The sequence below is a fragment of the Streptomyces yerevanensis genome, assembly GCF_000716805.1.
Classification (GTDB): Bacteria; Actinomycetota; Actinomycetes; order Streptomycetales; family Streptomycetaceae; genus Streptomyces; species Streptomyces flaveus.
Map to the genome: position 1 here is coordinate 16,411 of NZ_JNWJ01000037.1, position 14,303 is coordinate 30,713.

At 70.6% G+C, this 14,303-nt stretch carries 11 protein-coding genes; 5 read left to right on the forward strand and 6 right to left on the reverse strand.

Translation table 11 applies throughout. The features are described from left to right. Nucleotides 1-3 precede the first annotated feature (3 nt). From OP79_RS31785 to OP79_RS31795, 3 genes are all read left to right on the forward strand, one after another. Nucleotides 4-1,314: a PP2C family protein-serine/threonine phosphatase gene (locus tag OP79_RS31785; RefSeq protein WP_033325109.1), complete on the forward strand. Its 1,311-nt coding sequence runs from the start codon at nucleotides 4-6 to the stop codon at nucleotides 1,312-1,314. 139 nt (nucleotides 1,315-1,453) lie between these two features. Next, the gene (locus OP79_RS31790; protein WP_033325110.1) at nucleotides 1,454-2,800 is read left to right on the forward strand and encodes a vWA domain-containing protein; all 1,347 of its coding nucleotides are present in this window, start codon (nucleotides 1,454-1,456) and stop codon (nucleotides 2,798-2,800) included. Between the two features lie 109 nt (nucleotides 2,801-2,909). Further along, nucleotides 2,910-4,118 carry an FHA domain-containing protein gene (locus OP79_RS31795; RefSeq protein WP_033325111.1) on the forward strand — a complete coding sequence of 403 codons (1,209 nt, stop codon included), beginning with the start codon at nucleotides 2,910-2,912 and terminating at the stop codon, nucleotides 4,116-4,118. A gap of 35 nt (nucleotides 4,119-4,153) precedes the next feature. Here the strand turns inward: OP79_RS31795 and OP79_RS31800 are convergent, their stop codons facing one another. Next, on the reverse strand, nucleotides 4,154-5,134 hold the full coding sequence (locus tag OP79_RS31800; RefSeq protein ID WP_033325112.1) for a methyltransferase domain-containing protein: 981 nt from the start codon (nucleotides 5,132-5,134) through the stop codon (nucleotides 4,154-4,156). A 217-nt stretch (nucleotides 5,135-5,351) separates the two neighbouring features. On the opposite strand from OP79_RS31800, the gene OP79_RS31805 reads away from it, so the two are divergent. Beyond that, nucleotides 5,352-5,756 carry a globin gene (locus tag OP79_RS31805; RefSeq protein WP_033325113.1) on the forward strand — a complete coding sequence of 135 codons (405 nt, stop codon included), beginning with the start codon at nucleotides 5,352-5,354 and terminating at the stop codon, nucleotides 5,754-5,756. 45 nt (nucleotides 5,757-5,801) lie between these two features. Here the strand turns inward: OP79_RS31805 and OP79_RS31810 are convergent, their stop codons facing one another. From OP79_RS31810 to OP79_RS31830, 5 genes are all read right to left on the reverse strand, one after another. Next, a complete protein-coding gene (locus OP79_RS31810; RefSeq protein ID WP_033325114.1) occupies nucleotides 5,802-6,488 on the reverse strand; it encodes a DUF8185 domain-containing protein in 687 nt (228 codons plus the stop codon). Beyond that, a complete protein-coding gene (locus OP79_RS31815) occupies nucleotides 6,485-6,910 on the reverse strand; it encodes an acyl-CoA thioesterase (RefSeq protein WP_033325115.1) in 426 nt (141 codons plus the stop codon). The genes OP79_RS31810 and OP79_RS31815 overlap by 4 nt, the downstream gene beginning before the upstream one ends. A gap of 2 nt (nucleotides 6,911-6,912) precedes the next feature. Beyond that, nucleotides 6,913-8,577: an energy-dependent translational throttle protein EttA gene (gene ettA, locus OP79_RS31820; protein WP_033325116.1), complete on the reverse strand. Its 1,665-nt coding sequence runs from the start codon at nucleotides 8,575-8,577 to the stop codon at nucleotides 6,913-6,915. 135 nt (nucleotides 8,578-8,712) lie between these two features. Further along, nucleotides 8,713-10,254: a serine/threonine-protein kinase gene (locus OP79_RS31825; RefSeq protein WP_033325117.1), complete on the reverse strand. Its 1,542-nt coding sequence runs from the start codon at nucleotides 10,252-10,254 to the stop codon at nucleotides 8,713-8,715. Nucleotides 10,255-10,323: 69 nt separating this feature from the next. Beyond that, complete coding sequence (locus OP79_RS31830; RefSeq protein ID WP_033325149.1) at nucleotides 10,324-11,286, reverse strand: ABC transporter substrate-binding protein; 963 nt, start codon at nucleotides 11,284-11,286, stop codon at nucleotides 10,324-10,326. A 351-nt stretch (nucleotides 11,287-11,637) separates the two neighbouring features. On the opposite strand from OP79_RS31830, the gene OP79_RS31835 reads away from it, so the two are divergent. Continuing rightward, nucleotides 11,638-14,283 (forward strand): ATP-binding protein, encoded by a 2,646-nt coding sequence (locus OP79_RS31835; protein ID WP_051745072.1) that lies wholly within the window; start codon nucleotides 11,638-11,640, stop codon nucleotides 14,281-14,283. Nucleotides 14,284-14,303 lie beyond the last annotated feature (20 nt).

Genomic DNA, 14,303 nt, shown 5'->3' on the forward strand with positions numbered 1-14,303 from the left:
TTCATGTCGCAGATGCCCCCGGCGTTGTCGAAGTGCCCCAGCTGCGAGGAGCCGCTGGACTCAGGCGACCGCTTCTGCGGTGCGTGCGGGTACGACCTGTCGGCCGTGCCCGCACCACCGGACGACAACCCCACGATCACCATGAACGGCACGGCGCCGACGCCCCCGTACCCCCCGCCGGCCGCACCGTCGGTGGACTGGCCGATCGCCCCCGAGACGGACAGCTCCCACAGGCCCGCCCCGGTCCATGTGCCCTCGGAGATCCAGGGCACCGACTCGGCAGGCCACGAACTCCCGGCCCACGCGTCGGGCGTACGGTTCGACGGGCCTCCGCATCCGGACGAGTACACCCTTCAGGCACCCGACCCGCGCACCGCCGACTTCGCGACGACTCCGTCCTCGGGTACCAAGGTGTGCGTGGCCTGCCGCGCGGGCCAGGTCGACCAGGACGGCTACTGCGAGAACTGCGGCCACGCACAACCACGTGAACGGGACCACATGGAACAGGAGTTGGACGCAGTCTCCGCGGTCAGCGACCGGGGACTGCGCCACCACCGCAACGAGGACGCGTTCGCGATCTCCTCCACCGCGCTGCCCGACGGCTCCTCCGCCGTCGTCGCGATCGTCTGCGACGGGGTGTCCTCGGCGACCCGCCCGGACGAGGCCTCCCTGGCCGCGTCCCGCGCCGCCAACGAGTCGCTCCTGGAGGCCCTGCCCCGGGGCACGCATCCCCAGCAGGCCATGCACGACGCGATCATCGCCGCCTCCCGGGCCGTCAACGCCCTCGCGGGAGCCGCCCCGGCCGAGCACGCCCCGCATCAGAACGCGCCCGCCTGCACCCTCGTGGGCGCCGTGGTCACCCCCACGCTCCTGATCGTCGGCTGGGTCGGCGACAGCCGCGCCTACTGGGTCCCCGTGGACCGCACCTCCCCCGCGGCCCGGCTCACCGAGGACGACTCCTGGGCCGCGCAGATGGTCGCCGCGGGCCTGATGAACGAGGCGGAGGCGTACGCGGACGAGCGCGCCCACGCGATCACCGGCTGGCTCGGGGCGGATGCGTACGAACTGGAACCGCACACCGCTTCCTTCAAGCCGGACCGGCCGGGTGTAGTGGTGGTGTGCACCGACGGGCTGTGGAACTACGCGGAGGCGGCCGAGGAGCTGGCGCAGGTCACCCCGCTCGACGCCGCGCTCCGCCCGCTGCACAGCGCCCAGGTTCTGGTCGGCCACGCCCTGGACGGCGGGGGCCACGACAACGTAACAGTGGCCGTCCTGCCGTTCCCGGCCCCACCGATGGGGGCAGGATCGGCCTGAGGCCGGACAGGGAACGGTCTCCGGGGCCGGACAGGACCGGCCTGAGGCCGGACAGGAACGGCCGCGGACCGGAGGGGACCGGTCCGCTCACCGACATCACCCACAGTTCGTGGGGGTCCTGAGGGGGAGCAAAGAAGGCATGGCCAATTTCTCTAAGTCGAACGTGCCGCAGTTCTCGGTGGACGTGTACCAGAACGAGTACCTGCCGGAAGGCGGGCGCGAGGTCAACGCGATCGTGACGGTGACCTCGACCGGCGGCGGCACCGTCGGGAGCGCGGTCGCCGCGCCGCACCTGTACACACCGGGCCAGGGCCCGGACGCGGCCGTGGCGATCATGGTCGACTGTTCGGGCTCGATGGACTATCCGCCGACCAAGATGCGCGGCGCCAGGGACGCCACGGCCGCCGCCATCGACGCCGTACGCGACGGAGTGCACTTCGCGGTGATCGGCGGCACGCATGTGGCCAAGGAGGTCTATCCGGGCGGCGGGCAGCTCGCGGTGGCCGACGCGGCGACCCGTGAACAGGCCAAGCAGGCGCTGCGCAAGCTGAGCGCGGGCGGCGGCACCGCGATCGGCACCTGGCTGCGGCTCGCCGACCGGCTGCTGGCCTCGGCGGACGTCACGATCCGGCACGGCATCGTGCTCACCGACGGCCGCAACGAACACGAGTCGGCCGAGGACCTCAAGGCCGCGCTGGACGCCTGCGCGGGGCGCTTCACCTGTGACGCGCGGGGCGTCGGCACCGACTGGGAGGTCAAGGAGGTCACCGGGATCGCCTCCGCGCTGCTCGGCACCGCCGACATCGTCGCCGACCCGGCCGGCCTGTCCGCCGACTTCACGCAGATGATGGAGACGGCGATGGGCAAGGAGGTCGCGGACGTCGCGCTGCGGCTGTGGACGCCGGTGGGCACCTCCATCAAGTTCGTCAAGCAAGTGGCGCCCACGGTCGAGGAGTTGACCGACCGCCGCACGGAGGCGGGCCCACGCGCCGGAGACTACCCGACCGGCTCATGGGGAGACGAGTCCCGCGACTACCACGTGTGCGTCGAGGTGCCCGAGGCGGGCATCGGCCAGGAGATGCTCGCGGCCCGGGTCTCCCTGGTGATCCCGCAACCCGACGGCCCCGCCCAGCCACTGGGCGCGCAGGGTCTCGTACGGGCCGTGTGGACCGACGACATGGCGGCGTCCACGTCGATCAACCCGCAGGTCGCGCACTACACGGGTCAGGCCGAACTGGCACAAGTCATCCAGCAGGGTCTGGATGCCCGTAAAGCGGGAGATGTCGACGGGGCAACGGCCAAGCTGGGCCGCGCGGTTCAGCTCGCCAGCGTCTCCGGAAACGCGGATACGGCGAAACTGCTTGCGAAGGTGGTGGACGTGGTCGACGCCCCGGCAGGTACTGTGCGACTGAAGGCGAAGGTCGAAGAGGCCGACGAGATGACGCTCGAGACACGGTCGACAAAGACTGTTCGTGTAAAGAAATAGGTGGTCCGGCCCCTCCCCGGGGCCGGAGCGACGGACCCGGACCCTGTACCGAGGGGGACGGAGAACTTCGGCCCCCCGGGGCCGGAAGAAGAAAGGGGGAAGCGCCGACATGCCGACCTGCCCGAACGGACACCAGTCGGGTTCCGACGACTGGTGCGAGGTCTGTGGTCACCGCATGGCCGGTGCCGTGCCCCCGCCTCCGCCGCCGCCCCCGGCCGCCGGCTACGGCTATCCGCAGCCCGGCCAGGGCGGGCGCCCGCACCTGTCCGCCGTACCGGACCACGGGGCGCCCGAGCCGGAGTACTGCCCGCAGTGCCGCACACCGCGCGAAGGCGCGGCGCCGTTCTGCGAGGAGTGCCGGTGGAACTTCCTGACGAACACGGCGACCTCGTACACCCCGGCCGCGCCGCCCGGTGGCGGCGGTCCGAACCCGGCGCTGCGGTTCCAGCAGCAGGCACCCGGACAGCACGGTTCCGGCCATGATCCGTACGACTACCAGAGCTCGCGGCCCTCGCAGATGAACCGTCCCGCCGAGCCGCTCTCGCCGTACGGCGGCGACCCCTCGGGTCAGGGTGGGTACGGCGGCGATCCCTCGGGCCAGGGTGGGTACCCCCGTGGTCCCGGCGACTTCGGTGGTCAGGGTGGTCAGGGTCAGGGCGGGCCCGGTGGCCCCGGTGCCGCGCAGGCGTACCAGCAGCAGGCTCCGCCCGGATACCCGCAAGAGACCGGGTACCCGCAGGAGACCGGCCACCCGCAGGGTCCGGGCGGGCAGCCCTACGGAGGCAACGACGACTGGGTCCTCCCTCCGCCGGGCGGCGGTCCCGGCGGTCAGGGGCAAGGTCAGGGCCAGGGCGGCTACGGCTACCCGCAGCCCGGCGCGACGCAGGCCCCGCCCGGGTACCAGCAGCAGCCGATGGCCTGGAACATCACGATCGGGCCCGACCGCGATTACTTCATGGCGATGATGCAGCGCTCCGGCCCGGAGGCCGCGGGCCTGAACCTCCCCGCGTACTCCCCCGAGCAGCAGCGCCCGCTCATCGGCAACCAGATCACGATCGGCCGCCGTCGCCACTCCACGGGCGAGTCCCCGGACATCGACCTGGCGGTGCCGCCGGAGGACCCGGGCGTCTCGCACCAGCACGCGGTCCTCGTCCAGCAGCCGGACGGCAGCTGGGCGGTCGTCGACCAGAACTCCACGAACGGCACCACCGTCAACGGCGGCGAGGAGCCCATCCAGCCCTTCGTCCCCGTGCCGCTGCAGGACGGCGACCGGGTGCACGTGGGGGCGTGGACGACGATCACGATCCGCAGGGGCTGAGCCGGTACTTGTACTTGTGATCCGTGTGATCTGCGTTACGCGAGCGGCCAGGCGTACGGACCTTCCGGGTCGTCCAGCCAGGCCCACTCGCGTTCGCCGCTGACCGTGATCCCGTACCGCGCGCGTTCCGGCTGCTCCTCGCGCTCCCACAGGGCCAGGGCCTCGTGCGGGTCGAGGGCGCCCGCGGTGAGGGCCAGCAGGAAGCGGAAGAGTTCCTGCTGGATCGCCCGGCGCGGCAGGCCGCCATCGGCCGTGGGCCGCGGTTCTGGCCGCTCGGTGCCGCGCAGGGGCACGAAGTAGGCGGGCGTGAGCAGGAAGTGGCCCTCGGCGTGCTCGGCGTCGCGTACGCGCAGGTCGATCACGCCGGTCGCGATCGGCGCGAGGATGTGGGCGCCGGGGGTGCACTGGGCGAGCCAGGGGCGCGGGATCGAGGTCACGGCGCAGGTCACGATGACGCGGTCGTACGGGGCGTTCTCGGGGCAGCCACGGGCGCCGTCGCCGGTGACGACGGCCGGGTGGTGTCCGGCGGCGGCCAGATGCCGCCGGGCCGACTCGGTGATCTCCGGGTCCAGGTCGATGGTGGTGACCCGTTCGTCGCCGAGCCGGTGGGCGAGCAGGGCCGCGTTGTAGCCGGTGCCCGCGCCGATCTCCAGGACCGTGTTGCCGTCCCGTACCTCCAGCTCCGCCAGCATCTTCGCCATCAGGGATGGCTGGCTGCTGGACGAGAGCAGCTCGCCGTCGCGCACCCGGGTGGCCAGCGGCGAGTCGGCGTACGCGCCACGCAGCCAGCGCTCACGCCTGCGCGGGTCGGGGTCCGCGCACCACAGCCGCTCGTAGCCGTCCTCGGCACCGACGTAGTAGTACGGCACGAAGAGGTGACGCGGGACACTCTCGAAGGCCTCCCGCCAGACCGGGTCGCTGTCCCAGGCCCCGCCCGCGTCGATCCCACGCACCAGCGCCGCCCGCGCCGTGGCGGCGAGGTCCTCCAGGCCATGGTCGATGACGTGCGCGCTCATATCTCCACTGTGCGGCGCGCGGCTCCCGGAGGCGAGCGCGTGAACGCGCCGTTCCGGCGGGGGCCCAAGCCCTGGGCGGTGGTCCTAAGCCTTGAGTCCTCGGTCTCCCCGTCTGAGACCATAGAACGGTGGCTGCAATTTCCGGGGGACAACCCCCGGACCCCCGGCCGAAAAGAGCCAGGGGCTGACCAGAACGATTTTTGTGAGGCCAACCAACGTGGTCGAGATTCGGCGCGGCACGCTTCAGGAGCAGACCTTCTACGAGCAGGTCGGCGGGGAGGAGACCTTCCGCCGCCTCGTCCACCGTTTCTACGAGGGTGTCGCCGAGGACCCGCTGCTGCGGCCCATGTATCCCGAGGAGGACCTGGGCCCGGCCGAGGAGCGCCTCACGCTGTTCCTGATCCAGTACTGGGGCGGCCCCACCACGTACAGCGAGAACCGCGGCCACCCCCGGCTGCGGATGCGCCACGCCCCCTTCACCGTCGACCGCGCGGCGCACGACGCCTGGCTGAAGCACATGCGGGTCGCCGTCGACGAGCTCGGCCTCTCCGAGGAGCACGAGCACACGCTGTGGAACTACCTGACGTACGCGGCGGCGTCGATGGTGAACACGGCGGGCTGACGCCGCACCGCCGCACTCCCCCGCCGCTCTCCCTGATACGGGCGGTCAGCGCACGCTGACGTCCAGCGCCCCAAGTCCCGCCCTGCGTACGGCGATCGAGCCGTATGGTGTGCGCAGCCTGAGCCATGCGCCCGACGAGAGCAGCCGCACGGTCTCGTCGGGCGCGGCCGTGCGTGCGGGCCTCAGGAAGCCCAGTGACTGCGCCGCGTGTGCGGCCCGTACCGGCAGTTCGGTGTCGCCGATCGGCCGGGACCAGATCTCCCGCCCGATCCGGTCCAGCTCGGCGCGGGTACGCCGCTCGGGCGCCAACTCCCCGATACGGGAGCGGAATTCGGCGACCGCCGAGGCGACCATCGACCGCACTGTTTCCAGCGCGGGCAGCCCCGGCTCCTGCTGCCAGCCGCCGCGCGGCGGCAGCACCCCGGCCCAGGGCGGACCGGTGACGGCGGCGGGCACGAGGGCCGTGGCCGCCGACTCGTCGAGGGACTCCAGGAGTTCACCGGCCGAGACGGTCACATCGAGCGAGGCGTCGAGGCCGTTCTCGTACGGCTTGGCCAGCCGTGCCGTACGGATCGCCAGCACCTCGAACGACGGGGGCCGGCCGAACACCGCGAGCGCCGTCCCCGACCCCTGCAACCGCACGGCTGCCGCGCGGTCGTAGTGGATCAGCCGGGCGAGGAAGGCGGCGAGGTCCGCCGCCTCCCCGGCGTCGGCGAGGTGCAGGGCCGTCATGCGGCGACGGCCTCCGATGGATCTTCGTCGTCCTCGGACTCCGTGTACTCCTCGAGGAAGGCCTTCTCCTCGGCGGTGATACGGCGCGGTCGCCGCGCCTCGAAGTCGAACGGCACGATCACCGTCGAGGCCCGGACATACACCTGGTCCGGGTCCTTGACCTCGTACGTGATGGTGAACGACGCCGCCCGGATCTCCGTGACCCACAGCTCGATGTCCACCGGCGTGTGCCGGTGCACCAGTTGCTGCTTGTAGTCGATCTCATGGCGTGCCACCACGGACCCCTGCTGGAAATCCTTGTCCGGGCGGAACAGGAAGTCGATGCGTGCCTCCTCCAGATAGCGGAGGAAGACCACGTTGTTGATGTGGCCGTACGCGTCCATGTCCGCCCAGCGCAGCGGGCAGCGGTAGATGTGCCGCAAGATCAGCCCCGGGTCAGCTTCTTGTAGGTGGCGCGGTGCGGACGGGCGGCGTCCGGGCCGAGCCGCTCGATCTTGTTCTTCTCGTACGACTCGAAGTTGCCCTCGAACCAGAACCACTTGGAGTCGCCCTCGTAGGCGAGGATGTGCGTCGCCACCCTGTCGAGGAACCACCGGTCGTGGGAGACGACCACGGCGCAGCCCGGGAACTCCAGCAGCGCGTTCTCCAGCGAGGACAGCGTCTCGACGTCCAGGTCGTTGGTCGGCTCGTCGAGGAGCAGCAGGTTGCCGCCCTGCTTGAGGGTGAGCGCGAGGTTCAGCCGGTTGCGCTCACCGCCGGAGAGGACGCCGGCCGGCTTCTGCTGGTCGGGGCCCTTGAAGCCGAAGGCGGAGACGTACGCGCGGGACGGCATCTCGACCTGGCCGACGTTGATGTAGTCCAGCTCGTCGGAGACGACGGCCCACAGCGTCTTCTTGGGGTCGATGTTCTCGCGGCTCTGGTCGACGTACGAGATCTTGACGGTGTCGCCGACCTTGATCGCACCGGAGTCCGGCTCCTCCAGGCCCTGGATCATCTTGAACAGCGTGGTCTTGCCCGCGCCGTTCGGACCGATGATGCCGACGATGCCGTTGCGCGGCAGCGTGAAGGACAGGTCGTCGATGAGGAGCTTCTCGCCGAAGCCCTTGGTGAGTTTCTCGACCTCGACGACGACATTGCCCAGGCGGGGGCCCGGCGGGATCTGGATCTCCTCGAAGTCCAGCTTCCGCATCTTGTCCGCCTCGGCGGCCATCTCCTCGTAACGGGCAAGGCGCGCCTTGGACTTGGCCTGCCGCCCCTTGGCGTTGGAGCGGACCCACTCGAGCTCTTCCTTCAGACGCTTCGCACGCTTGGCGTCCTTCTGGCCCTCGACCTTGAGACGGGTCTGCTTGGTCTCCAGGTACTGCGAGTAGTTGCCCTCGTAGCCGTGCAGACGGCCGCGGTCGACCTCGCAGATCCACCCGGCGACGTTGTCCAGGAAGTACCGGTCGTGGGTGACGGCGACGACGGTGCCCGGGTACTTGGCGAGGTGCTGCTCCAGCCAGTTCACGGACTCGGCGTCGAGGTGGTTGGTGGGCTCGTCGAGGAGCAGCAGGTCGGGCTGCTCGAGCAGCAGCTTGCAGAGCGCGACGCGGCGCTTCTCACCACCGGAGAGGTTGGTGACGGGCCAGTCACCGGGAGGGCAGCCCAGGGCGTCCATGGCCTGCTCGAGCTGGGCGTCCAGGTCCCATGCGTTGGCGTGGTCGAGCTCCTCCTGGAGCTTGCCCATCTCGTCGAGCAGTGCGTCCGAGTAGTCGGTCGCCATCTGCTCGGCGATCTCGTTGAACCGGTCGAGCTTGCCCTTGACCTCGGCGACACCCTCCTGGACGTTCTCCAGGACGGTCTTCTCCTCGTTCAGCGGGGGCTCCTGCAGCAGGATGCCGACGGTGTAACCGGGCGACAGGAACGCGTCACCGTTCGACGGCTGCTCAAGGCCGGCCATGATCTTGAGGACGGTCGACTTGCCGGCGCCGTTCGGGCCGAGGACACCGATCTTCGCTCCGGGCAGGAAGCTCAGGGTGACGTCGTCGAGAATCACCTTGTCGCCGTGCGCCTTGCGCGCCTTGCGCATGGTGTAAATGTACTCAGCCAAGAGAAACCGTCCGGACGCTTGAAATCGGCAGTGGGCAGATACACCCCATACTGCCCGACGGCCACCCCTCGGGGGAAACTCATATGACCGAGGGGCTCTGACCTGGGGGTTTACCGCTGACTTGGGTGGCCCTGTTCACGGGCGGGTGCAGCGGCCCGTCGGGTTGGCGGCCGGGGGGCGGCACTGGAAGACGGAGTCTGCGGAGTTCTTGCTCAGGTAGCGGCCCAGGCAGGTGTTCGCGCTGGTGCGGCCTCGTTCGCGGCAGAAGGTCAGGGCGGCGCGGCCGTTGGCGAAGGGGCCCGGGGCGTAGATGACCCAGAAGCCGGGGCGCAGGGAGGCGAAGTTGTCGCTGCGGACGTAGATGGCCCCGGGGACGGACTGGCGGATCCGGGCGAGCCGTTGGTCTCTCGCGGCCGTGCCGGCGCTGACGGGCTCGGAGTAGAGCTGGGCGATCCAGCGGTCGCCCTTGGGGGCGGCGGGTGGGGCGGCCGGGCTGGCCGTCTGCTTCGTCGGAGTCGGAGTCGGGGTCGGGGTCGGGGTCGGGGTCTGTGCGGGGGTCGGCTGCTGGTTCGGCTCCGGACTCTGGCGCGGCTGCTGCGTGGCCGGAGTGGAGGACGTACCGCCGCGGGCCTCGTTGCTGTTCCGATCGCCGAGCGTGAGGGCGAGGGCCGTGGCGGCGGTGACCGCGAGGGCGACCGCGATGACCGCGATGACGATCGGCGCACGGCTGCGCGCGCGGCCGGGCGCGTGGTCGGGGCGGGGGTGCGGCGTCGTCGGGCGGGGCGTGTCCAGCTGGGTGAGCGGGTGCGACACCGGGTCCGGGGCCGGGGCCGGCGGTGCCGTCGTCGCCGTCGGCTGTGCCCAGTGCGGGGTCGCGCCGTGCTCCACCTGCGCGAGCATCGCGTCAAGGCGTGCCGCGTCGGGGCGGGCCGCCGGGTCCCGAACCAGCAGCGCCTGGAGTACGGGCGCGAGGGGGCCGGAGCGCACCGGTGGCTGTACCGGGTCGTCGAGCACCGCGGCCAGGGTGGCGAGCGTGGTCGCGCGGCGCAGCGGGCTGACGCCCTCGACGCAGACGTACAGCACGAGGCCCAGGGACCACAGGTCGGACGCCGGGTCGTCGTTGCTGCCGCGGATCCGCTCGGGGGCGATGTACTCGGGGGAGCCGATGAGTTCGCCGGTGGCCGTCAGGGAGGTCGAGCCCTGGAGGGCCGCGATGCCGAAGTCGGTGAGCACGGCGGTGCCGTCGGGCCGCAGGAGGATGTTGGCGGGCTTGACGTCGCGGTGCTGGATGCCCGCCGCGTCCGCGGCCCGCAGGGCGGCGAGCACCTGACGGCCGATGTGGGCGGCCTCCGCGGGGAGCAACGGACCGCCGTCCAGCCGCTCCTGGAGGGAGACACCGCTCACCAGCTCCATCACGAGCCAGGGGTGCGGGTCGTGGTCCACGATGTGGTGGATGGTCACCACGTTCGGATGGCTGATCCGGGCGAGTGCCCGTGCCTCCCGCAGCACCCGCTCCCGCAGGGCGTCCGACGTCGCCGCGTCCGCCCGTACGGCCTTGAGGGCGACCTCCCGGTGCAGCACGCTGTCGCGCGCCCGCCACACCGTCCCCATCCCGCCGCTTCCGAGCCGGTCGATCAACTCGAAGCGGCCGTCGATCATGTCCCCCGGTACGTTCATGGGCGACAGGTTAGAGGAGCGGGCGGAGGGTTCGCCGGGCGGGCGGAGGCCCGCCCAGCCCCGTACCCGTCAGGTCAGTCCGTTCGAGGACAGCCAGGTCTTGGCCACCTCCAGCGGGTCCTTTTTGTCGTTCTGCACCTCGCCGTTGAGGCTGATCAGGGTTTCCGTGTCGAGCTTCTCCGATACGGCGTTGAGCGCGGAAACGCCCTCCGCCGGAAGATCGCTCTTGTATGCCAACGGAGTTACGTTCTGGAAGCCGAAGAGGTTCTTCGGGTCCTGCATGATGAGGAACTTGTTCTTTTCGATACCGGGGTCGGTCGTGAAGATGTTCCCGGCCTGAATGTTGTTGCCCTTGAGCGCCGCCGCCGTCAGCGGACCGCCCGCGTCCAGCGCCTTGAAGGACTTGAATTCGAGCCCGTAGTCCTCCTTCAGACCCGGCAGCCCGTGGTGCCGGGTCTGGAACTCAGGCGAACCGCCGATGACCAGCTCAGGCGCCAATTCGGCGAGGTCGGCGAGCGTCGACTTCGCCGTCAGCTTGTACTTCTTGGCCGTGGCCTCGTTGACCGCGACGGCGTCCTTGTCCTGGGCCTCCGAGGACTCCAACAGCGTGAGTTTGGAATCGAGTTCGGACGCGATGGCCTTGTTGGTCTCCTCAGACGACGTCGGGTTCGCGTCCTTGTTCAGGTAGGACAGCAGCGCCCCGTTGTACTCGGGCAGCACCGTGATCGTGCCGTTCTTGATCAGACCGTAGGTCGTTTCGCGGCTGCCGATGTTCAGCTTGTAACTGACCTTGATGCCCTTGGACTTGAGGGCTTCGCCGTAGATGTCCGCGAGCAGGATGCTCTCGGGGAAGTTGTTGGAACCGACCACGACGGTCCCGCCCTTGGCTTCATCCTCCTGCAGGGGGTCGGAGCTGCTGGAGGAGTCGTCGGAGGAACCACAGCCCGCCAGCGCGGCCGTAGCCACAACCAGCAGGGAAACGGCGTACGTTGCGGATTTTCTGGTGCTTCGTGCGAAGGTCACGTTCGTCATCCAGACTTGGCGGGGGTGGTGGTGCAGTCGGTGCAGCCGTAGTTGCGGCGTCGCGACGATCCAAGCGAGCCAGGTCATGGACCGTCAAGACACGAATTGATCACCGATGGACACCGGACGGCTTCGTCCCGTGTGCGCAACGGGGCCAATATGCGAGCGAATCCGGCGTATCCCCGTGCCAGTTTTTGTTTGATCATGGCCGTACTCTTACGGCAGCCGCTAATGTTGGCCGCGTCGGGGGTCCTGTTCCACCTGGTTCCACTTGTCGGTCGAAGCGCGCTGTCGCGACCCTGCAACCCATGAGTTTCGGACAGCGGGTTTCCCACGTGATGCAAGAAGCAAGGAGGTTCGGTGCCCGCGCACAGAAAGGTTGCCCGGGAACAATCACCCGCTGCGCCCCGCACCGGCCCGACGCCTCCCCTCCTGGACCGCTGGCCCTTCCGGCGCAAACTCAACGTTCTGGTGATCGTTCCGCTTGCGGTCGTCTCGGCGATGCTCGCCTACGTCGTCTACTCCCAGATCGACCAGGCCCGCTCCGCCGCCTCCACCGCCCAACTCGTGCGCGACAGTGCGCAGGTGACCCAGCTGATCGACAGTGTGCAGACCGAGCACCGGCAGGCCCTGCTCATCTCCCTGCGCTATGAGGCCGCCGGCCCCGAGGAAGGACCGCCCAACGCCTCCGCGTATCTCCAGGCGCAGCAGAAGGTCAACTCCCAGATAGAGACGGTCCGGAAGACCTACGGGGACCGGCTGCCGGAGGGCGAAGTCCAAGCGCTGAAGGAACTGGAGGGTCTGGACAGCCTCAGGCAGACCGTGGAGCGGGGGCCCATCCCCGCCGACAACATCGACCCCGCGTACGGATCGGTGATCGAGGGCCTGATCAGCGGACTCGGGCTCGGTGAGTCGGGTATCGAGTCCTCCTCGTCCGCGGGCAATCTGCTCGACGCGCTGCTGCGGGCCGACACGGCCCACGCGTCCTTCGAGACCAGTGTGTTCGCCGCCCGTACCCGGGACCCGAACGCGCTCATCCAGTTCACCGCCGCCGTCGGCGACCTGGAGCAGTACAGCCACCAGGCGGAGCGGTTCACCCGGTTCGCCAGCCAGGAGCAGGGCGCGGAACTGGCCGGGATCGAGCAGAGCCCGTACCAGAGCGTCATCGCCCAGCACTATGTCTCGCTCCAGGTCGACCCCGGCGCGCTGGTCGCCGAGAACGCGACCCAGTTGCGTACGGCCCTCGGCGAGGCGCTGAAGGCCGAGCCCACCTACGAGCGGCAGGCGCAGAACCGGCTGAAGATCACCCAGTCGCTCATCGACCAGATCGCCGCCGACACCCAGTCCGCGTCCAACACCGCCTGGTGGCAGGTGGCCTGGCTGGTCGCCGGCACGCTGCTCGCCTTCGTGGCCTGGCTGCTGTTCTCCGTGCTGGTGCGCCGCTCCGTGGTGCGGACCGTGCGGACCCTGACCGGCGCGGCCCAGCACGTGGCCGCCGCGGCCGAGACGGAGCTGGCCCGGGTCGCGGACGACGACGCCGACGACGCGAGCCCGCCGCGCCTGGAAGCCGTACCCGTGCCCGTACGCGACGAGCTCGGTGAACTCGCCGAATCCTTCAACCAGGTTCAGGTCACCGCGAGTGCCCTGCTGGAGCGCCAGGTCGTCAGCCGCCGCAACATCGCCGAGATGTTCGGCAACGTCGGCCGCCGCGTCAGCAACCTCACAGCACGTCAACTCGCCCTGATCGACTCGGTGGAGCGCGGCGAGACCGACCCGCAGGTACTGGACCGGCTCTACCGCATCGACCACATCGCCGTACGTCTCCAGCGCAACGCCGACAGCCTGATGCTGCTCGCCGGAATCCGGGAGACGGGCCTGAACACCGGGCCGATGCGGCTGAGCAACATCGTCCGTGCCGCGCTGGGGCAGATCGAGGGCTACCAGCGGGTCGCTCCGCACGCCGAGGGCGATGTCACCGTCGCCCCCGACATCGTCGGCGATCTGACGCTGATGCTCGCCGAACTCCTGGAGAACGCGGTGACCTTCTCCCCCGCGCACACCAGCGTCGAGGTGGTCCTGCGGCCCCGGCACGGCTCCGGCGGCGCCCTGGTCGAGATCATCGACCACGGTCTCGGGATGAGCGAGGAGCGGCTGGCCGAGGAGAACTCCCGGCTGATCCGCCGGGAACGGCTCGACCTGGCGCCGACGGAGGTCCTCGGTCTGTTCGTGGTCGGCGGTCTGTCCCGGCGCTGGGGCATCGAGGTGGTGCTCTCCCGCACCCCGGGCGGCGGTGTCACCGTCACCGTCGCGGTTCCCCCGGCCCATCTGCTGTCCGCCGACCCGACGGCGCCCACGGCACAGCCCGCGCAGATCCTGCCGCCCGCCCGCCGCAACGGCCCGGCCGAACCGCGTCCCGCGATGGTGGAGGCGGCGCCCGCCCGCTCGTCCCTGCCCCGCCGGATCCCCGCGCGTACGCAAACGGAGCAGGCCCCGCCCCGCTCCCCCGTTCAGCCCCTGTCCCCCGGCCACGCGCGCCGCCTGGAAGCCACGGCGGAGAGCGGGCGCGAGCAGGCCCAGGCCCGGGGCCACACTCCGTACGGCCCCGGCACTCCCCCGCTGCCCAGAAGGGGCGCCCCCTCGCCAAGGCCCGCACCCGGTACGGGAGTCGGCGCTCACGAGGCGGCCGGGCGCGGCGGTGGAAACGACAGCGGATCCTCCGGTACGGCGCCGCCGAGGCCCGACGCTCCCGGACCGCTGCGGCGCCGGGTGCGCGGGGCGACCCTGGGGGCCACCACCGCCTCGAGCCGCCAGCCCAAGCGGGCGCCCGTCAGGCAGCGGCCGTCCGCCTGGCAGCCCACCGACCCGGAGGCGACACGGTCCGAGCTCGACGAGTTCGAGGCCGCCGTCCAGCGGGCCCAGCGCGAGGCCGCGGCCGAGCCCCGGCCTGGCACAACGCACAGACCTGCAGACCCGAGACCTACAGATCCCCATTCCCGGAAGGCATGAGCAAGTGACGATGTGGACAG

Coding starts and splice junctions, on each gene's coding strand:
- OP79_RS31800 (WP_033325112.1), bottom strand. CDS start 5,134: ATGAGCGCGCACGTCATCGACCATGGCCTGGAGGACCTCGCCGCCACG.
- OP79_RS31825 (WP_033325117.1), bottom strand. CDS start 10,254: ATGAACGTACCGGGGGACATGATCGACGGCCGCTTCGAGTTGATCGAC.
- OP79_RS31830 (WP_033325149.1), bottom strand. CDS start 11,286: ATGACGAACGTGACCTTCGCACGAAGCACCAGAAAATCCGCAACGTAC.
- OP79_RS31790 (WP_033325110.1), top strand. CDS start 1,454: ATGGCCAATTTCTCTAAGTCGAACGTGCCGCAGTTCTCGGTGGACGTG.
- OP79_RS31785 (WP_033325109.1), top strand. CDS start 4: ATGTCGCAGATGCCCCCGGCGTTGTCGAAGTGCCCCAGCTGCGAGGAG.
- OP79_RS31795 (WP_033325111.1), top strand. CDS start 2,910: ATGCCGACCTGCCCGAACGGACACCAGTCGGGTTCCGACGACTGGTGC.
- OP79_RS31810 (WP_033325114.1), bottom strand. CDS start 6,488: ATGACGGCCCTGCACCTCGCCGACGCCGGGGAGGCGGCGGACCTCGCC.